This is a genomic window from Flavobacterium notoginsengisoli, from assembly GCF_042686225.1.
GTDB classification, from domain to species: domain Bacteria; phylum Bacteroidota; class Bacteroidia; order Flavobacteriales; family Flavobacteriaceae; genus Flavobacterium; species Flavobacterium notoginsengisoli.
This window is the reverse complement of the sequence record NZ_JBHUOT010000002.1, coordinates 201238-221317: the sequence shown is the minus strand read 5'-3', so window position 1 is coordinate 221317 and position 20080 is coordinate 201238. Positions and strand designations below refer to the sequence as shown.

Annotated in this window: 19 protein-coding genes and 2 tRNA genes; 7 read left to right on the top strand and 14 right to left on the bottom strand. The window is 33.2% G+C overall.

What is annotated here, in order from left to right; genetic code table 11:
• Nucleotides 1-212: 212 nt before the first annotated feature.
• Nucleotides 213-923 (bottom strand): hypothetical protein, encoded by a 711-nt coding sequence (locus ACFS3A_RS06285; RefSeq protein ID WP_379824569.1) that lies wholly within the window; start codon nucleotides 921-923, stop codon nucleotides 213-215.
• 334 nt (nucleotides 924-1257) lie between these two features.
• On the bottom strand, nucleotides 1258-3036 hold the full coding sequence (gene argS, locus ACFS3A_RS06280; protein WP_379824567.1) for an arginine--tRNA ligase: 1779 nt from the start codon (nucleotides 3034-3036) through the stop codon (nucleotides 1258-1260).
• Nucleotides 3037-3367: 331 nt separating this feature from the next.
• Between argS and ACFS3A_RS06275 the strand changes: the two genes are divergently transcribed.
• Nucleotides 3368-5785: a TonB-dependent receptor domain-containing protein gene (locus ACFS3A_RS06275; RefSeq protein WP_379824566.1), complete on the top strand. Its 2418-nt coding sequence runs from the start codon at nucleotides 3368-3370 to the stop codon at nucleotides 5783-5785.
• A 98-nt stretch (nucleotides 5786-5883) separates the two neighbouring features.
• On the opposite strand, the gene ACFS3A_RS06270 is transcribed toward ACFS3A_RS06275, so the two are convergent.
• The 3 genes from ACFS3A_RS06270 to ACFS3A_RS06260 all read right to left on the bottom strand — a co-directional run bounded on the left by ACFS3A_RS06270 (nucleotide 5884) and on the right by ACFS3A_RS06260 (nucleotide 8879).
• Nucleotides 5884-6555 (bottom strand): copper homeostasis protein CutC, encoded by a 672-nt coding sequence (locus ACFS3A_RS06270; RefSeq protein ID WP_379824565.1) that lies wholly within the window; start codon nucleotides 6553-6555, stop codon nucleotides 5884-5886.
• 98 nt (nucleotides 6556-6653) lie between these two features.
• Nucleotides 6654-7661, bottom strand: coding sequence for a 3-oxoacyl-ACP synthase III family protein (locus ACFS3A_RS06265; protein ID WP_379824564.1), 1008 nt, complete (start codon nucleotides 7659-7661; stop codon nucleotides 6654-6656).
• A 267-nt stretch (nucleotides 7662-7928) separates the two neighbouring features.
• Nucleotides 7929-8879, bottom strand: coding sequence for an ABC transporter ATP-binding protein (locus ACFS3A_RS06260; RefSeq protein ID WP_379824563.1), 951 nt, complete (start codon nucleotides 8877-8879; stop codon nucleotides 7929-7931).
• A gap of 161 nt (nucleotides 8880-9040) precedes the next feature.
• Between ACFS3A_RS06260 and ACFS3A_RS06255 the strand changes: the two genes are divergently transcribed.
• Nucleotides 9041-9895, top strand: coding sequence for a thioredoxin family protein (locus ACFS3A_RS06255; RefSeq protein ID WP_379824562.1), 855 nt, complete (start codon nucleotides 9041-9043; stop codon nucleotides 9893-9895).
• A 78-nt stretch (nucleotides 9896-9973) separates the two neighbouring features.
• On the opposite strand, the gene ACFS3A_RS06250 is transcribed toward ACFS3A_RS06255, so the two are convergent.
• Both ACFS3A_RS06250 and ACFS3A_RS06245 read right to left on the bottom strand, forming a co-directional pair.
• Entirely contained in the window at nucleotides 9974-10669 is a 696-nt protein-coding gene (locus ACFS3A_RS06250; protein WP_379824561.1) for an OmpA family protein, read from the bottom strand.
• 21 nt (nucleotides 10670-10690) lie between these two features.
• The gene (locus tag ACFS3A_RS06245; RefSeq protein ID WP_379824560.1) at nucleotides 10691-11197 is read right to left on the bottom strand and encodes a lipocalin family protein; all 507 of its coding nucleotides are present in this window, start codon (nucleotides 11195-11197) and stop codon (nucleotides 10691-10693) included.
• 202 nt (nucleotides 11198-11399) lie between these two features.
• Here ACFS3A_RS06245 and htpG point away from each other — a divergent pair, with 202 nt between their 5' ends.
• The 5 genes from htpG (at nucleotide 11400) to ACFS3A_RS06220 (ending at nucleotide 16563) form a co-directional block, all read left to right on the top strand.
• Nucleotides 11400-13283, top strand: a complete 1884-nt coding sequence (gene htpG, locus ACFS3A_RS06240) for a molecular chaperone HtpG (RefSeq protein WP_379824559.1) — start codon at nucleotides 11400-11402, stop codon at nucleotides 13281-13283.
• A gap of 166 nt (nucleotides 13284-13449) precedes the next feature.
• Nucleotides 13450-13746 (top strand): patatin-like phospholipase family protein, encoded by a 297-nt coding sequence (locus ACFS3A_RS06235; RefSeq protein ID WP_379824558.1) that lies wholly within the window; start codon nucleotides 13450-13452, stop codon nucleotides 13744-13746.
• A 32-nt stretch (nucleotides 13747-13778) separates the two neighbouring features.
• Entirely contained in the window at nucleotides 13779-14708 is a 930-nt protein-coding gene (locus ACFS3A_RS06230; protein WP_379824556.1) for a patatin-like phospholipase family protein, read from the top strand.
• A gap of 164 nt (nucleotides 14709-14872) precedes the next feature.
• Entirely contained in the window at nucleotides 14873-15700 is an 828-nt protein-coding gene (locus ACFS3A_RS06225; protein WP_379824555.1) for a hypothetical protein, read from the top strand.
• A 134-nt stretch (nucleotides 15701-15834) separates the two neighbouring features.
• Entirely contained in the window at nucleotides 15835-16563 is a 729-nt protein-coding gene (locus ACFS3A_RS06220; RefSeq protein WP_379824554.1) for a DUF4369 domain-containing protein, read from the top strand.
• A 73-nt stretch (nucleotides 16564-16636) separates the two neighbouring features.
• On the opposite strand, the gene ACFS3A_RS06215 is transcribed toward ACFS3A_RS06220, so the two are convergent.
• The 7 genes from ACFS3A_RS06215 to ACFS3A_RS06185 all read right to left on the bottom strand — a co-directional run bounded on the left by ACFS3A_RS06215 (nucleotide 16637) and on the right by ACFS3A_RS06185 (nucleotide 20069).
• The gene (locus ACFS3A_RS06215; protein ID WP_379824553.1) at nucleotides 16637-17092 is read right to left on the bottom strand and encodes a hypothetical protein; all 456 of its coding nucleotides are present in this window, start codon (nucleotides 17090-17092) and stop codon (nucleotides 16637-16639) included.
• A gap of 429 nt (nucleotides 17093-17521) precedes the next feature.
• Nucleotides 17522-17595: transfer RNA gene (locus tag ACFS3A_RS06210), tRNA-Thr, on the bottom strand.
• Between the two features lie 111 nt (nucleotides 17596-17706).
• Nucleotides 17707-17780, bottom strand: a tRNA-Thr gene (locus ACFS3A_RS06205).
• A gap of 76 nt (nucleotides 17781-17856) precedes the next feature.
• Entirely contained in the window at nucleotides 17857-18123 is a 267-nt protein-coding gene (locus tag ACFS3A_RS06200; protein ID WP_091496454.1) for a hypothetical protein, read from the bottom strand.
• 58 nt (nucleotides 18124-18181) lie between these two features.
• Nucleotides 18182-19150 carry a type I phosphomannose isomerase catalytic subunit gene (locus tag ACFS3A_RS06195; RefSeq protein WP_379824551.1) on the bottom strand — a complete coding sequence of 323 codons (969 nt, stop codon included), beginning with the start codon at nucleotides 19148-19150 and terminating at the stop codon, nucleotides 18182-18184.
• A gap of 46 nt (nucleotides 19151-19196) precedes the next feature.
• A complete protein-coding gene (locus ACFS3A_RS06190) occupies nucleotides 19197-19655 on the bottom strand; it encodes a peroxiredoxin (protein ID WP_091496459.1) in 459 nt (152 codons plus the stop codon).
• 3 nt (nucleotides 19656-19658) lie between these two features.
• On the bottom strand, nucleotides 19659-20069 hold the full coding sequence (locus ACFS3A_RS06185; RefSeq protein WP_379824550.1) for a 6-carboxytetrahydropterin synthase: 411 nt from the start codon (nucleotides 20067-20069) through the stop codon (nucleotides 19659-19661).
• Nucleotides 20070-20080 lie beyond the last annotated feature (11 nt).

Genomic DNA, 20080 nt, shown 5'->3' with positions numbered 1-20080 from the left:
ATATTTTAAGGAGTGGTATATTGTTTTTCAGAATTCGTAGACAAACATAAACAAAACGAATGTATTTTCTTTCAAAAAAGGGAATTCCTACGTAAATATGTCTTATGATGATACTTCTCTATTTTTTAGGGGTAATTCTAAAATCAAAAAGCCGATAGTAAAATAACTATCGGCTTTTTTTATCTGATTACGTAAATATTTAGTAAATAATATTATTTAGATTCAGCACATTCTGAATAAGTAATCGCATGTTTAGTCAAATCTGTCCATTTTGGTTCAGGAGTTGATGAAATCAATTTATCACAGCCTCCCCATAGTGGTGCAAATTCTTTTTTGTATTCTTTTTTCTTTAATAAGAATGCCGGCGAATCTTTTTTAGCAACGTAATAAGATTTAGCATCTCCTCCAACAAATTTAACTCCACCAATTCCTAAAGAAGCCGTTTCTTTTGCATACGGGTCGCAGTAGATTTTGATTTCTTTACTGAATGCAGGGTTTAATAACTGCATTAATAGTTTTGAAGTTTTTTTCTTAATTTTCACATCAGCTGTTTCAAAATAAGCATAACCTTCTTTGATGTATTCCTGGTTCAATTGATTATCATTCCATTGTTTAAAATCTGAAATAAAATCTAACTTTTTACCTAAATTATCCAATCCGCTTGGTGGTAAATACATATGCTTAATATCTTCCGGTTTTAGTTTGTGTTTTTTTCCGGCTGCATCTTGTAATTTAATAAATTCGATTAATCCTTTGTCTCTGTCAATGTCTCTGATAGTTCCGCTAAGTTCTGTTCCGTCTGCCAGAGTAATGTAAGCTGTTTTATTGTGTGAAAATCCATAAGATGGATTAATTAAATCCTGAGCATTCATTGCAGTAAATGCAAAAAGAAGCATCATTAATAGTAAAGTTTTTTTAATCATTATTTTTGGGTTTAAAATTTTGCCTACTCTTACGATTTTCGGCTTCCTCGCTTATTTTTTAACAGTAAAACAATATTTAGTTCCCTGTATTTATTGACTTTACAAACAGTTATTACTAAAATTTTTCTTACTGTAAACATAAATATAAAAACGATATTCCCAAATGTTATTTATTATTTTTTACACGAAAATTCATTCATTGAATTCCTTTACATTATAATGACATTCTCTTTATTTTTCATTAAAAACAAAATCACATATCTAGATGCATTAATAAAAAAAAGAGCCGATAATTATTTTAATTATCGGCTCTTTTATAATGTATGTACAAAAACTACATTCTCTCCGGCACTTCAATTCCTAATAACTGGAATGCAGATTTTATTACTTCTGCTACCTTTTGAGAAAGCTGTACTCTGAATATTTTTTTAGTCAAATCTACTTCTCCTAAAATATGAACAGATTGATAGAACGAGTTATATTCTTTTACCAAATCATAAGTATAATTGGCAATTAAAGCAGGACTATGATTTTGTGCCGCATTTTGAATGACTTCCGGGAAAAGCTCAATTTGTTTTACCAATTCCTTTTCTTTTTCGTGAAGTTCCTCAATTTCAATTTTAGCAGAAAAATCAAAATCTGCTTTTCTTATAATGGACTGAATCCTTGCATAAGTATATTGAATAAACGGACCTGTATTTCCGGCAAAATCAACAGACTCTTCCGGGTTAAACAAAATACGTTTTTTAGGATCTACTTTTAAAATGTAATATTTTAAAGCTCCAAGACCAATAGTCTTATATAGTTTAGCTTTTTCTTCGTCAGAATAACTGTCTAATTTCCCTAAATCCTCAGAAATCTGTTTTGCGGTATCTGTCATGTCCTGCATTAAATCGTCTGCATCTACAACAGTTCCCTCACGACTTTTCATTTTTCCTGAAGGTAAATCTACCATTCCATATGACAAGTGGTATAAACTTGAAGCCCAGTCGAATCCTAATTTTTTCAGGATTAAGAATAACACTTTAAAGTGATAATCCTGCTCATTTCCAACTGTGTAAACCATTCCGCCAACATCCGGCATATCTTTTACACGCTGAATCGCAGTTCCAATATCCTGAGTCATGTAAACAGCAGTTCCGTCAGAACGTAATACAATTTTACGATCAAGGCCTTCATCCGTTAAATCAATCCAAACAGAACCATCCGGATCTTTTTCAAAAACACCTTTGTCAAGACCTACCTGAACAACATCTTTTCCTAATAAATAGGTATTGCTTTCGTAATAATATTTATCAAAATTAACTCCAAGATTGGTGTAAGTTGTAGCAAAACCGTCATAAACCCATTGGTTCATTTTTTTCCAAAGTGCAATCACTTTTTCGTCACCGGCTTCCCATTTCTTAAGCATGTCCTGTGCTTCCACAATAATAGGAGCTTGTTTTTTAGCCTCTTCTTCTGTTTTACCAGCTTCAATTAAACCGTTAATTTCAGATTTGTAAGCTTTATCAAATTCTACATAATACTTACCCACCAATTTATCTCCCTTCAAGCCAGAAGTTTCAGGAGTTTCTCCGCTTCCGAATTTCTCCCACGCCAACATCGATTTACAGATATGAATTCCTCTGTCGTTGATGATTTGTGTTTTGTAGACTTTTTTACCTGAAGCTTTTAAAATTTCTGCAACAGAATATCCTAACAAGTTATTTCTAACATGCCCTAAGTGCAAAGGTTTATTGGTATTTGGTGAAGAATATTCTACCATCACAGCTTTTTCAGCAGGATTTGACTGAACAAAACCAAATTGTTTACCGTCTTTGATTCCGTTAAAGAAATTCACATAATAACTATCCGAAATTACAATATTCAGGAAACCCGAAACTACATTAAAGCGAGCTACCTCAGAAACATTCTCGACTAAATAATTTCCGATTTTATTTCCTAATTCTGCCGGATTACTTTTAATCACTTTCAACAGTGGAAAAATTACCATTGTAATATCGCCTTCAAACTCTTTTCTGGTAGTTTGAAACTCGATTTTTTCAACAGTAACATCAAATAATGCTTGTATTGCTTTTTGTATAGAAGGTGTTAGAATTTGTGCTAATGACATGTAAACTTATTTTAAAGTGAGCAAAGATACTGCTTATTCATCAATTAGAGAAAATCAAAAACATATTAAATTCAGGAAAAGAATTAGAATTTGCTAAAAAAGTTATTTTTTCATTTGTTAAAATTATCAAAAAATCAAAACCTTAATCTCTTACCTGACAGGGAATGAGAAAATTTTCATGAATTTTTCTTCTATTTCCTGTAACATATCTAATACCAAAGAGTCTTAATAGAGACTTCAAATTTTGTTTGAAGTAATAAAAAGACAAAAAAAGAAAAACTAACAAAACAAAATCATCATCAATCAAATCAAAACAATCAACAAGGAAATTATGAAATTAAAACTCTTTCTGTTCGCGTTATTGGGGGTAATTGCGACAGCACAAGCTCAGAATTCGGGAACCGTTTCCGGAAAAATTACCGAAAAGTCAAACGGTATGCCCATTTCTTATGCAACAGTTTCGCTTAAAGAAAACGGAAAAGTAGTTTCTGGAGTAAATACAGATGACAATGGAGACTATTCATTTAAAAATATTGGTTTAAAGAGCTACACGATCGAAATTCAATATATAGGATTTAGAAAATATATTGGTTCTGTTCTTTTAAGCGAAAACAAAAAAACTGCAACTATAAATATTGCGCTTGAAGAAGAAGCAACACAGCTTAAAGGCGTAAACATTGTAGCAGAACGTTCTACAATTGAACAAAAAATTGACAGAAAAGTGGTAACCGTTGGAAAAGACTTAACCACTGCCGGAGCTTCTGCATCAGACATTATGAACAATATTCCTTCTGTGAATGTGGATCAGGATGGAAAACTTTCGTTGCGCGGAAATGATAATGTTCGTGTATTGATTGACGGACGCCCTTCTAACATTGACCCGGCGCAATTACTGAAACAAATTCCGTCAACTTCTATTAAAAAAATTGAACTGATAACGAATCCAAGTGCCAAATACAACCCTGAAGGAATGTCAGGGATTATTAATATCATTTTGCACAAAAACACGAATACAGGTTTTAATGGTACTTACAGCGGTGGAATCACTTTTGGAGAAACTGCAAAATACAATCAGTCTTTAGATTTAAATTATAAAACAGGGAAAGTAAATTTCTTTGGAAATGTGGGGCAAAACTTTGGAACTTACTTCAATGATGGTTTTATTAGAAGATTTGACCAAAATATCGTTCAGAATATTGATGTTATGAATGATAATGATTCTTATTTGTATAAAATTGGAATGGATTATTTTATTGACGATCACAATACATTGTCCATTTATACCAACCAAAATAAAAATACAGGAAAAGGTTTTGTAGATACTGACATCGATTATAACAATGTAACGAATTCAGACATTTCGAATATTTTTCAAAAATCAAGATACTGGGGACCTGATCAGGTTGGAACTTATAATCTGGCATACAAACATATTTTCAAAAAAGAAGGACATACTTTAGATTTTGAAGGTAATTACAGTGACAATAAAGAAACACAAAATGCTTCTTTTGATACTAAAACAACAAATACTGATAATACCAGTTCAGATTTAGTATACAATGATTTCTTAAAAGGAACTCGAAAGTTAACTACACTTAACATTGATTACGTGAATCCTTTAAATGAAAAAACAACTCTTGAAGCCGGTGCCGAAGCGAGAATTACCCGAACAGGAAATAATTATACCACAGGAAATCCTTTACTTCCTGTTTCAGCCCAGGCTACTAACTATACTTATGATACTGATATTTACTCCGCTTACGTAACATTTGGACAGAAATTCAAAAAATTAAGCTATCAATTAGGTGCTCGTTTTGAAAGTTATAAAATGCAGGCAAATTTAAATAACGGTCAATTTATGTATGACGATGATTATTTAACTTTATACCCTTCTGCTTATTTGACTTATAACTTAAATGAGAAAAACACTTTACAATTAAGCTACAGCCGTCGTGTTGACCGTCCGAGTTTAGAGCAAACTAAGCCTATTCGTGAATTTGCGACTCCATTGGTTACATCTTTAGGAAATCCTGATTTAAGACCTCAGTTTACGAATTCTGTAGAAGTAAATTATACTAAAACACTTGAAAAAGGAAGTTTTACGGCTGGTGTTTTTGTGAGAAGCATCAATGACCAGATTAGCAGAATTTTATATCCTGATGCTGCAGATCCGAGCAATGAAAAACAGATTATGTCTTTTACAAACTTTGATCATAATACCGCTTATGGATTTGAAGTTTCCTTGAACTACAAAATTACAAAGTGGTGGGATATTCAGCCATCGATCGATTTCTCTAGCATTAATCAGGAAGGAATTGTTTACAAATTTGTACCGGGTGAAGAAAGCATACCAGAACAAAAAACGGTTACTGTTGCAGCATTTAATGGACGTATGAACTCTAACTTTAAAGTAAACAAACGTTTAAGTTTCTTATTATTCGGATTTTACAGAGGTGCCGTTGACGGGCTTCAAAATAATAGCCATGAAATGTACAAAATGGATATTGGTTCACGCTACACCCTGTTAGACAACAAAATGAACATCAGTGTACGTTTCAATGATGTTTTCAATACCATGAAATACGCTTTTGATACAATGTCTCCTTATCCGCAAGCCGGTCAGTTTACATGGGAAAGTCAAACTGTTTATTTAGGTTTAACATACAACTTTGGTGGAGGAAAAATCAAAAATTTACAACGTAAACAAAGAGATGACAATACTAATAAAGGTGGAGGAGGAATGTTTTAACCTTTCTTCTTAAAAAGATTTTTTAAATAATTTTTGAATAATTTCTTGTAGAAAAAAAGTCCGGAGTACGCCAACTCCGGGCTTTTCTATTTTATAGCCTACAGAAAATTTTTAAGTTCTTTTATTTCTTCAGGATTTGCAATTTCAGTATTATCTGTAATTGCAGACGAATGATAAAAAGTCAAATCCAGTTTTTCCTGTAACAATTTTATATTTGAAGATCGCAACCCGCCGCCCGGCATAATTTCGATTCTGTCTCCTGCCAGTTCCTGAATTCTCTCCAAAGCCAAAATTCCTTCTGCAACATTTATTCCCTGGCCAGAAGTAAGAATGGTTTTGAAACCACATTCTATAACATCTTCTAACGATTTCTCTACATCTTTAACCACATCAAAAGCGCGGTGAAAAGTACAGGAAAGCGGATGTGCCAAATGAACCAATTCTTTATTCTGTTTTTTATTTACTTTTCCGTTATCCTTCAAAATACCGAAAACAAAACCGTCTACTCCCAGTTTTTTAAACTGCTTAATATCTTGTTTCATTTCTGTCAGTTCTTCATCAGAATAAACAAAATCACCGCCTCGGGGTCTGATAATTACGTGCATTTTAATTTTCAGATCTTCACGAACCTTTACTACTAAAATAGAATTTGGTGTTGTTCCCCCCAGTTTCATATTTTCACAAAGTTCGATTCTGTCGGCACCATTTTCCTGTGCAATTATTGCTGATTCGTAATTAAAGCAAGCTATTTCCAGTTGATTTTTTTTCATTGGGATAAATTCAAAATAATTTCAAAACACGAAAGTATAAAAAAACCTGCTCAGCAAAACTGAACAGGTTTAAAAAATATAATTGTAAGATGATTATTTTACCATTTAATAATAGCACTTGCCCAGGTAAATCCGCTACCAAAAGCTGCTAAGACTACAGTATCTCCTGATTTGATTTTTCCTTGTTCCCAAGCTTCCGTCAAAGCAATCGGAATAGATGCTGCTGTTGTATTACCGTATTTCTGAATATTATTGTGAACCTGATCGTCTGTCAGTTTGAATTTGTTCTGAATGAACTGAGAAATTCTTAAATTGGCCTGATGCGGAATCAGCATATCAATATCTGAAACCTGAAGACCATTGGCTTCTAAACCTTCATTGATTACTTCAGCAAAACGAACTACTGCGTTTTTGAACACAAATTGTCCGTTCATATACGGATAATAACTCTCATCGTTCGGATCATTATCTGCAATAATATCAGTTACCCAACGTGCTCCCATTCCTGGTGCCTGTAAAGCTAATTCTTCTGCGTGTTCTCCTTCAGAATGTAAATGAGTAGAAAGGATTCCTTTTGTCAAATCTTCTTCACGGCTTAAAACAGCTGCTCCTGCTCCATCTCCAAAAATCACAGAAACCCCGCGTCCACGAGTCGTCATATCTAATCCTGTAGAATGTACCTCAGAACCAATCACTAAAACATTTTTATACATTCCGGTTTTGATATATTGATCAGCCACAGAAAGTGCATAAACAAATCCCGAACATTGGTTTCTGACATCTAACGCTCCAACTGTTCTTAAGCCCAAATCTCTTTGTACCAAAACTCCCGGTCCCGGAAAATAGTAATCCGGACTTAGCGTAGCAAAGACTACAAAGTCAATATCTTCTTTGGCAACGCCAGAACGCTCGATTGCAATTTTAGCTGCTTTCACTCCCATTGAAGTAGTGGTGTCTTCTCCACGAATAATGTGTCTACGCTCCTGAATTCCGGTTCTTTCCTGAATCCACTCGTCATTGGTATCCATTATCTTAGACAAATCATCATTAGTCACCACATTAGAAGGAACATAATATCCTAAACCAGCTATTTTTGAATGATACATACTCTATTATTATTTATTAAAAATTTGGATTGCAAATTTACGCATACTTTAAAATATACGTACACAAAATACTATTTTTTTCGTAATTAGCAATTTAATATATTCTAATTATACATTAATTTCTCTTGTTTTATATTCTGAAAACACAATAATTAGCATCAAATCTTGAAGAAAATCTAAAATCAGCATCTCGTTTGTTTAATGTTTCCAAAATTAATATTATTAAAAAAAGAAACCCGGCAATCTAAAAACTGTCGGGTTATTTTTTTATAAATAATTTAAGGCTAAAAAGACTTCCTGTTCAATAGGTAAATCTATTTCGCTTTCAAAAAAGATCAATTGTCTTTTATAAACGGTTTCAATTAAATAATGACTTCCTCTAAAATAAGTTCTCCTGATTTTCACCATTAATCTGGACTCAGACACCATTTTAAACTGATGCGGATAAACCAATGTTTTATGAGTCTCGTCTTCGTATGACAACAATAAATGCGTTGGAATCTCATTCACTTCTCCAAACAATGAAGCTACATATTTTACTTTTGGATCTTCATAAATCTTAGAAGGGTCATCTTTAACAAGCATTTCTCCATTTCGCATAACAATAGCCTGATCTGCAAAAGATAAGGCATCTGTACTGTCATGTGTTGCAATGATACAGGTAATTCCTTTTTGTTTTAAATAACGAAACAAATTACGACGAAGTGCATTTTTTCTAAAAGCATCAATTTGACTGAACGGCTCATCCAACAAAATAACTTCCGGTTCCAAAGCTAAAACTCTAACCAGAGCCACTCTCTGCTGTTGTCCACCACTTAAGAATTTCGTTTTCACATTTGCAAACTGATCCATTTCTACCATTTCCAGTAATTCCTGAACACGAAGCTTTTTCATGTTGGCAAAACCGTTGGAAAGAAACTTCCCTACATTCTCGGCCACAGTTTCATATGGAGACAAATCGAAATCCTGCGCCAGATACTTCATATAAGGCATCCCGGGAATTAAATTGAATTTTGGACCTAAAACAGGTTTATCGCCGTAAAAAATTTGTCCTTCGTCTAAGTCGTACAAACCGTATATAAGCTTAAGAAGCGTACTTTTTCCGCAGCCACTTTCACCAATAATAGCAATATTCTGTCCTTTTTCAATAGAAAAAGAGATGTTTTTTATAACGGGGCTTTCGGTATAAGTAAAAGATATATTTTGAATGTCAAGCATGAGTTGTAATATGAGAGGTCAAATTTACAATGTTTAATTTCTAATGTCAAAAAAAATAAAATTTAGATTGGTATTTAAAATTAAACAATTAATAAAAAATAAAAACAGTAATATTGTAAGAAAATAAACACTTGAAAATCTTTTATTAGTTCTATATAAACATGAAAAAATATCTATTTATTGCATTTTTGTTTATTTCACAAATGAGCCATGCAATTTGGTACACTTCTTTTGAGGAAGCGCAAAAAATTGCTTTAACGACCAACAAGTTAATTATTGTAGATTTTACAGCAAAATGGTGCGGTCCATGCCTGCAAATGGACTTAAAATCCTGGAATGATCCACAGGTTGAAAATGTACTTCAAAATTACGTTCAGCTAAAAATAGATGTTGATCAAAATAGAGATTTTACTATTAACTATCAAACTAAAGTTCTTCCAGATATGATTATTATGGATGCCAATGGTAAAGTTTTCCATCGTTTCTCTGGTTATCAAACTCCGGCAAAACTAAAAAATGAGCTATTACAGTTTTGTTTATCCACTGAATATCTATCAGTCGAACTAACTAATTTCTATTCTTCGAAAAAATACAACACAGCAATCAGACTGGCACAAAAATACTATAATTACTCTTTAGTAGCAGATAAAAATATAAAGGGTAAAATTATAAGAGTAGGTTCTGATTATTTGAGAGATGCTAAAGAAGAATTAAAAAAAAATGAAGATGATTATAGAGACAAGAAACAAAAACTGGAGCTTCTCACCTTATATGAACTTGCTTATCATTTTGATTTCGAAAAACTACATAAAAAAATTTCAGAAATAAAACCGGAATCAATTGCTAAGCCTAATCAATATCAGTATTGGTTTCTAAAATATTTATCTACTAAAGATAAACTGGAAGAAGCAAAAATAACTGAAACATTCTTAAAAGAAAATGATTTGGAAAATGTTATTGAAAACGGCAATCAGTTATATGGATTTTACGAAAAATCAATGATTAAACATAATTAGAAAAACATAATGATCTATGTCAAAAAAAAGCTGCTTCATTTAAGAAACAGCTTTTTTTATATTTTATTTTGTCAGAAATTATTTTCCAGCTTCCGCTTTTGCGTCATTTACCATTTTGTCGTTTGCTGTAATAGAGAATTCAACACGACGGTTTTGCGCTCTTCCTTCCGGAGTATCATTTGTTGCAATTGGATCTGCAATTCCCAAACCTGAAGTTTTAAAACGGCTTGATTTTAATCCTTTAGAAACTAAATAAGACTGAACAGAAGCTGCTCTTTGTCCGGAAAGAGTCAGGTTATATTCCGGCTTACCTGTATTATCAGTATAACCAAAAATCTGGATATCTGTATCTCCGTATTCATTGAATACAGGAACCAATTTATCTAAGTTTGCTTTTGCCTGAGTTGTTAAAGTCGATTTATTAGTATCAAAACGAACTGCATTTTCATTCAATGTCAAGTGAATACCTTCACCAACTCTTTCTACAGAAGCCCCTGGAAGCGCCTGATCGATTTCACGAGCCTGTTTATCCATTTTGTTACCAATTAGCGCTCCTGTACTACCACCAACGGCAGCACCAATTGCAGCACCTAAAGCAGCGTTCCCGCCACGACCAATATTATTTCCCAAAACAGCACCAATTACACCACCGGCAACAGCACCAATTCCAGCTCCTTTTTGAGTATTATTTGCATTTTTCACTGAATCACAACTAGTAAAAAAACTAGTTAACACAAGCAAACTACATAAACCTAAAACAGTTATCTTTCTCATCTTTTATCTCTTTAAAATATATTAATTAGCTCTTTGAAATTGGTACGTCACATCTTTTACCTGACCTCCGACATTGATATTGTCAACTAACTGAAATGAAGATTCAGTTACACCTGCAACCTTAAGTAAATAACCATCTCTTACTTTCTTAGCCTTTTCTCCTGCATCAAGAATTTTAAGTACAAACATTCCCTGATTGTTGATACTCCATACAATTGGAGAAGAAAAACCTGTACAGCTTGGCGAAGTTAAAGCCATTGATCCTTTATTATTATTTGAAATAAAACTCCAGGTACTCCCAATAAAACATTTTGAATCTGCAAGATCAAATGAGTTTACTTTAATATAATCTGAACCTGGATAAGACACATTGGTAAGCACCCAATTTCCCTTTAAAGCTACCTGGGTTTTCTTGTCAAGTTTAGTTGAAAGTGTAGTAGCTTCAGAAGATGAAGCTGTTGTGGACGAAGATGATTTACACGCAAAAAACAGGGCGGCAATCATACATATTAAAATACTCTTCTTCATTTTGTACAATTTTTTTAGATTAATAACTTGTCTTTTTAACAATTATTGTACCACAAATATACGATTCATTGAGATAATTTCCGTTTTAGAATCCATTTATTTTCTTTCAAAATTAACACTTGCGCCATTTTGTCACCTTAAAATAATTGGTATTTTATTTGACAGAATGAAAATCATCAAGTTAAATCAAAAAATAATAAATATGACAACAGGTAAAATTAATGTTTCAGTAGAAAACATCTTTCCCTTAATCAAAAAGTTCTTATACAGCGACCATGAAATCTTTCTTAGAGAGTTAATTTCGAATGGAACTGATGCTACTTTAAAACTAAAACACCTTATTAGTATTGGTGAAGCTAAAGTGGAATATGGCAGTCCAGTTATCGAAGTTAAAATAGATAAAGAAGGTAAAAAAATCCACATTATCGACCAAGGTTTAGGTATGACAGCTGATGAAGTTGAAAAATACATCAATCAGGTTGCTTTTTCTGGAGCTGAAGAATTTCTGGACAAATACAAAGATTCTGCTAAAGATTCCGGAATTATTGGTCACTTTGGTCTTGGTTTCTATTCTGCTTTTATGGTTGCAGAAAAAGTAGAAATCATTACAAAATCTTATAAAGACGAACCAGCTGCACACTGGACTTGCGACGGTAGCCCTGAATTTACTTTAGAGCCGGCTGACAAAACTTCACGTGGTACCGAAATCATTCTTCATATTGCTGAAGATTCTCTTGAGTTCTTAGAAGATTCTAAAATTAGCGGATTATTGAATAAGTATAATAAATTTATGCCTATTCCAATTAAATTCGGAACAAGAACAGAAACGCTTCCAAAACCGGAAGACGCTCCGGAGGATTACGTTAATGAAACTGTTGAAACTGACAACATCATCAACAATCCAAATCCAGCCTGGACAAAACAGCCTTCTGAATTATCTGACGAAGATTACAAAAACTTCTACAGAGAATTGTATCCAATGCAGTTCGAAGATCCGTTATTCAACATTCATTTAAATGTAGATTACCCATTTAACTTAACTGGTATTTTGTATTTCCCTAAATTAGGAAGTGATATGCAAATCCAGAAAGATAAGATTCAATTGTACCAAAACCAGGTTTACGTTACGGATAACGTAGAAGGAATTGTACCTGAATTCCTGACAATGTTAAAAGGTGTTATCGATTCTCCGGATATTCCATTAAACGTTTCTCGTTCCGGTTTGCAGGCTGACGGTGCTGTTAAGAAGATTTCAAACTACATTACTCGTAAGGTTGCCGATAAATTAAAAGCTTTATTTAACGAAAACCGTGCTGACTTTGAATCTAAATGGAACGATATTAAAATCGTTCTGGAGTACGGAATGCTTTCTGAAGATAAATTCTACGAAAAAGCAGGTGCATTTGTTTTATACCCAACTGTAGATGACAAATATTTTACTTTAGAGGAATTAAAAGAAAAACTAAAAGAAAACCAAACCGATAAAGACGGCAAATTAGTTGTTCTTTACGCAGGAAACAAAGATGCACAACACTCTTATATTGAAGCTGCAAAAGAAAAAGGCTACGAAGTATTGCTTTTAGATTCTCCAATTATTTCACATTTAATTCAGAAAATCGAAAACGACAATAAAGAGGTAACTTTTGTACGTGTTGACTCTGATCATATTGATAATTTAATTAAGAAAGATGAAAACACGATTTCAAAATTATCTGAAGAAGAAAAAGCGACTTTAAAAACTTCGTTAGAGGCGTATATTCCAAAAGCATACAGCGTTCAACTGGAAGCTATGGACAGTCAGGCCGCTCCATTCATCATTACGCAGCCGGAATTTATGCGCAGAATGAAAGAAATGAGCCAGTCAGGCGGAGGCGGAATGTTTGGAATGGGCAATATGCCGGAAATGTACAATTTGGTTGTAAACACCAATTCTGATTTAGCGTCAAGTATTTTAAATACTGAAGATAAAGTACATCAGGAGCATTTGGTAAAACAAGCTTTAGATTTAGCTAAATTATCTCAAAACCTTTTAAAAGGTGAAGCTCTTACTGCTTTCGTAAAAAGAAGTTTTGAAATGATAAAATAAGCATTCGAAAATACTATTTTAAAAATCCTGCAAATTCAATTTTGCAGGATTTTTTTTGCCCTAAAAATACCCTCCAAAAAAGGGCAATTCTCCCCTTTTTCACAAAAAAATCTTTCTATATTTTTGATTACCAATAAATTAATAAAAATAAAAAATTCTAGAAATCATGGATAAAAGAAAATTTACGGAGAACGGAACAATTCTAGCAATTATAAAAGATTTAAAGGAGCAGATTAAAGGGAAAAAAATTTCTGACATTACAGACAATAATAATTATCAATATGTAGACCTTGTACAGGAGGGCGGCGGCGTTCTCGGAATTGCTTTGATTGGATACGTTTATGTTTTGGAAAAAATGGGAATTCGTTTTCTAAGTCTGGCCGGAACTTCTGCCGGAAGCATCAACACCATGCTGATGGCTCCGCCGGAACCTGTGATGAAGAAAAATCGGAATGGATTTTAGATTGTCTCTGCAATAAAAATTTATACGATTTCGTGGATGGAGACCGTGATGCCCGCGAATTTATTGACGCCTTATTGAGCGACGCAGGTAATCTAAAACTGATTATGAAAGGCTATCAGGTTGTAGATAATTTTAAAGATGACTTAGGCTTAAATCCCGGGAATAATTTCCACCAATGGATGACCAATTTGCTTTCGCAAAAAGGAATTAAAAATTACGCTGATTTGGAAGCATTACGCAAAAAAGGAGTTTCAGATAAAAACAAATTATTCCGAATAAATGATCAAGGCAAAAAAGACGAATACAAAAGAGAAGATCATTGGAGTGAAATGGCCATTATAGCCGCAGATATTACAACGGAAAGCAAAATTGTTTTCCCAAAAATGATGGATTTATTTTATTCAAATCCGGAAGTTCAAAACCCAGCCGATTTTGTTCGTGCTTCCATGTCAATTCCTTTATTTTTTACTCCGTTTAAAATTAAAAACATTCCCGGCGGAGTAGATTCTTGGAACAGATGGAATGAAGCCACTTGTCTTAGAACCTCAGTCCCATCGGAAGTTATGTTTATGGATGGCGGAATTATTTCAAATTTTCCAATTGATATTTTTCATGAAAATTTAAACGTCCCAGCCTCTCCAACTTTCGGAATTAAATTGGGTTATGATAAAAACGAAATCAATAAAAACGAAAAATTCTCTAATTTAATAAGTTCCATGTTTGACACCGCGAGATATGGTTATGATTCTGAATTTTTAAGAAAAAATCCGGACTTCAAAAACCTAATCGGCTACATAGATACGGGAAGCCACAACTGGCTGAACTTCAATTTGACAGATGATGCAAAAATCGATTTATTCATACGTGGAGCGCAGAACGCAGCCGATTTTTTAAACCGATTTAATTGGGACGAGTATAAAAAAATCAGAAAGGCAAAAAGCGATTACTACAAATCTGTTTAAGATTTTCAACAATAAAACAACAATTTATGCGTTACACATACTTTTTTCTTCAAAAACCCGTTATAATATCCTGTAATAAAAGCTTACAGGATTTTTTTATTAAGGAGCCACTTTTTCACTAAATTTGATTGCCTTTTTATCTAACACAAAACACTAAAACCATCATGAAAAAAAACGCTATATTACTAACAACTATCTGTGCAGCAGCGCTTTTATTGTTTTCCTGCTCAAATGACAGCAATGAAGGCACAGCCTCGACAGATTTAACAAGTATTGGTGCATCAATCGCAATTGACACCTCTAACGAAATGGATATTAATACCGGTTTAGCAGTTGCAACCTCAACGGCTACAGCAAAAACAACTGAAACCGTTGTTGGAATCTGCGCTACAATCACTATAACCACACCAACAGGAGGAGAATATCCTAAAGTATTTTTAATCGATTTTGGGTCTGGCTGTAAAGACGACAATAACTTAACAAGAAAAGGAAAATTAGAAGTTACTCTTTCCGGCCCAATTACTACAACCGGAAGCAAAATGACAATTAAAAGAACAGACTACTCTATTAACAATATAAAACTTGAAGGCACTATAGAATACACTAACACTACAACTGTTGCTACTGTACCAGAATGGACCCGAAAAGTAACCAATGGCAAATTAACAGATTTGCAAGGAGGAGTTTATACCAATTCAGGAACTTATACCACAAAGCAAACTGCAGGAGTTGAGACGCCTTACGTATTATCTGACAATGTTTATGAAGTAACCGAAGGCACACACACAGTAACAACATCAACCGGCACAACACTTACTTTGACAGTCAAAGAGCCTTTAATCAAAAAATACTCTTGCACATTTATCTCTAAAGGCCAGTTAAAAATCCAGGGAGGAATTTTAAACGGTGTAGTAGATTATGGAAACAATGATTGTGACGAATTTTATACTTACACCCATGAAAACGGCGCTTCATTCAATTTAAAGATGTAAAGTCTTTTCGCACTATACTTTAAATCCCAATTTAGAAATAGATTGGGATTTATTTTTTTTACAAAAATAAAACTGCTTGCCCATTACTTTTAAACTATTTTCTTTATTTTGCACCCAAATCTAATAAACCACCAATGAAAAAAACATTTATTGCTTTTGTTACGCTTGCCCTGCTGGCATCATGCAGCAAAAAAGAAACTACTGGTAATGTACATATTACCGGAAACATTAAAGGATTGAAAAACGGAACGCTATATATCCAAAAGATTGTCGACACTTCTCTTATTGCTATTGACAGTATCAAAATAGACGGGAACTCAGCGTTTGAAAGCAATATTACATTGGACTCACCACAAGTATTATACTTATTTTTAGATCGTGGTGTAACCAATTCATTGGATAATAACATTTTATTCTTTGCAGAACCTGGAAACATCAATATTGATACTAATCTGGATAATTATATTGCAGGCGCAAAAATCACAGGATCCAAAAATCAGGAATTGTATGAGCAGTATGCAAAAATAAACGGTCGTTTTGTTGACGAAAATCTTTCATTGGTAGAACCTCGTTTTAAAGCACTAAAAAGACAAGATCAAAAAGCGGTAGACAGCATCACCAAATTGCAAGAATCTAATATCAAAAGAAAATACCTGTATGCTACAAACTTTGCTCTAAACAACAAAGACTATGAAGTTTCACCATATATTGCGTTAGCCGAGATTTATGACATCAATTTAAAGTTTTTAGACACAATTCAGAAATCAATGACTCCAAAAGTAGCCAAATCATTTTACGGAAAGAAACTAACAAAATATGTTGACGAATTGAAAAAGCAGGAACAAACGCAAAAAGCAGAATAATTTTCCCTCTAATTACCCAAAATAAAAAAGCCCTGAAATTTCAGGGCTTTTTTATTATATATCATCTGGAGATTTATCTTGCCATTAAACCTCCGAGAATTGCAAATAAGAATACAAAAGCATATACAGCCAATAAAACAATCATAAGAATACCTATAAATTTATAATGCGATTTCAAATACCCCAATGAAGATGTTAGAGCTTCTGAATCATTATCTCTAAATGCTTTTTTTGCATTTGAACTAAATTTAAATAAATAATAAACCGGAAAGAAGTAAAAAGCAGCCATTAAAAAATAAACCGCTCCCATTGCCGCTCCAAAAGAACCTCCGTAAGCCCCCATTCCCGGCATTGACCCCATTGCAGAAAATATAGTACCTGCAAAAACTGCAATTATAAGCAAAAGCCCAATTCCTATAAAACCAATAATAGACAAAAAATAAGCCCATTTTGCTATTTCTTTAATAAAATCTTTTGCTGTGGTATCCAGCTGTAATTCAAATTTTTCAAATGCAGATGCTTCTTCCATTAGTTAAAGTTTTTTTAGGTTATCTAACAAACATAGGAAAAACATTCTTAAATAGAAATTCTAATCAAAAAAAATCCAAATTCCAAACCTAACTTGGAATTTTTTCAATCAAGGGATACATTCTTATACATTATGTTCCCGTGGTTGAAACCACGGGCTATATTTATTATGAATCTAAAATTAGAATTAAGCAAAAAAATCACAAAGCTTTCTCAATTATAAGCTTTGTGAACTTTGCATTCTTAAAAAATATCTTGATGCAGTTTGCGTAAATCTTAGCGCTCTTTGCGTTATTTTTTCAATCCACAGGTTTTTATTGATCCTTTTTAATGATGATCTATTTGAAACCTCAAACTTGGAATTTGGATTTTTTTGATTGGAATTCGAGCAAAAAAAAAAAAAACCACCACATTTCTGTGATGGTTTTTGAGCCGATAGAGGGACTCGAACCCACGACCTGCTGATTACAAATCAGCTGCTCTAGCCAGCTGAGCTACATCGGCCTATTTTGCGAGTGCAAAGATATAAATGTTTTTTAATATTACAAAAAAAAATCACACCTCTCTCTATAATTTAAAAAACCATCACATTTCTGTGATGGTTTCCGTTTTTTGAGCCGATAGAGGGACTCGAACCCACGACCTGCTGATTACAAATCAGCTGCTCTAGCCAGCTGAGCTACATCGGCCTCATTACGGGTGCAAATATAAAGCGGTTTTTCAATTTCCCAAAATAATTTTGCACTTTTTTACACTTTTTTTTGCTTATAGTGCGTTGATTTTTTCAACCAATTGATTAGCAGTTTGTTCTAATTCAATATTAATTTGCTTGAAGTGTGCTTTTTTATTTTCAACGTTTTTTGCGTTCACTTTTGTAATCAAAGTATCGAATGCAGCAATAGCTTCATCGATCAAAGCATTCGTTTCCGGAGTCGGATTTCCTGTTGTTGACATCTCAAACAAGTAAACTGCCTCAATAATATCTCCTAATACGAAGTTGATGTCTTTCTTTAAATTTTTAACGTTTGCCATTTTTATTTATAATTTTAATTTGCGTTTGCAAAAGTACATATTATCTTTAAAATATGTGTTAAGAAATGTAAATTTCTAAAATTGAAGCATTTCCAGTCAAATTAAATGCATTAATCTCAGCAGGAACCAAAACGGTATCTCCTTTTTTATACGAATTTTTAAAACCGTTATATTCAATTTCAAAATCTCCTTCGATACACATGTATACCGTAAAAGTTTCTCCAGTCTTAGAAACTTCCAATCTATTCTCTAATGGAAGGAAATTAGTGGTAAAATAAGGACAATCTACAACTGTATTTGATGTATTTACTTTAGACTCGTATTTCTTCTGCGTATCTACTTTATTGTAGTTAATCGCATCAAGTGCTAAATCTACATGTAGTTCTCTTTTATTTCCCTGAGCATCTACACGATCAAAATCGTACAATCTGTATGTAATATCAGAAGTCTGTTGAATTTCGGCAACAACCAGACCAGCTCCAATTGCATGAACTGTTCCTGTTTCTAAAAAGAAAACATCTCCAGATTTTGCTTTCACATCATCTAAGATTGAAACCAAAGTATTGTCATTTAAGTGTTTTAAATATTCTTCTTTACTAGAATCTTCTTTAAAACCTACAATAATTCTTGCATCTGCATCTGCTTGCATTACATACCACATTTCTGTTTTTCCGAAAGAATTGTGACGTTCTTTAGCTAATTTATCGTTTGGATGAACCTGAATAGAAAGATCTTCTCTGGCGTCAAGGTATTTAAAAAGTAGCGGGAATTGTTTTCCGAAACGCTCGTAAACTTTAGTTCCTAAAACAGCATCCGGAGTTTCATCAATAAGTTCCATCAAAGATTTCCCTTTTAGATCTCCGTTTGCTACCACACTTACATCTCCTTCTACAGTAGATAATTCCCAGCTTTCACCGGTAATTTTAGACACGATTGGTTTATTCAGAATTGTTTTTAGTTTTTCTCCTCCCCAGATTCTTTCTTTCAAAATCGGTTCAAATTGCAAAGGGTATAAGTTTTGACTCATGTTTTTAGGCTAATATATTTGTTTAATTAATTTTGTTGTGTGTTATTTATGATACTAATTCTTTAATAGTTTCTAAGGCTTTCGGTATATGTTTAGCAGCATTTACACTGTCAAATATTGAAATCACCAAGCCGTTCTTATCAATAATGTAAGTAACACGCCCCGGAAGAAGTCCAAATAAATTATTTCGGACACCAAAAAGCTTTCTTAATCTTTTATCGCGGTCTGAAAGCAAAATAAAAGGTAATTGATGTTTAGCAGCAAATTTGTGATGTGACTTTACACTATCACTGCTAATCCCGATTACCTCAGCTCCCAAATCTTTAAAATCTTCATATTGATCCCGAAAACTGCAGGCTTCTGTTGTACAGCCAGGTGTATTATCTTTTGGATAAAAATAAATCACCAATGGTTTTCTTCCTAAAACGCTTTGGCTTTCAAAAGTTTCTCCGTTATTGTCTTTCGCAGTAAAATTCGGAACAATATCTCCTATTTTTAATGACATTTTTTATTCTCCTTTATAAGTTACAAAATTGCGGTCCGTTTCATTCAGCACGACTTCTAAATCAAAGTCGACATGAATTCTTTTTCTAATTTTATTCCATATCACAACAGCAATATTTTCTGCAGTTGGATTTAAATCTAAAAATTCCGGGACATCCAGATTTAGATTTTTGTGATCAAACGGAATTTCTACTTCTTCTCGTATAATATCCGCTAATACTTTCACATCTAAAACAAAACCAGTTTCTGGGTCAATTTTTCCTGTAACACTTACTGTTAAACCATAATTATGACCATGGAAATTAGGATTGTTGCATTTGCCAAAAACAGCATCGTTTTTTTCAAATGACCAATCTTTTCGATGTAGTCGATGTGCAGCATTAAAATGCGCTTTTCTTGATATGGTTACTCTCATTCTAGGTTTTT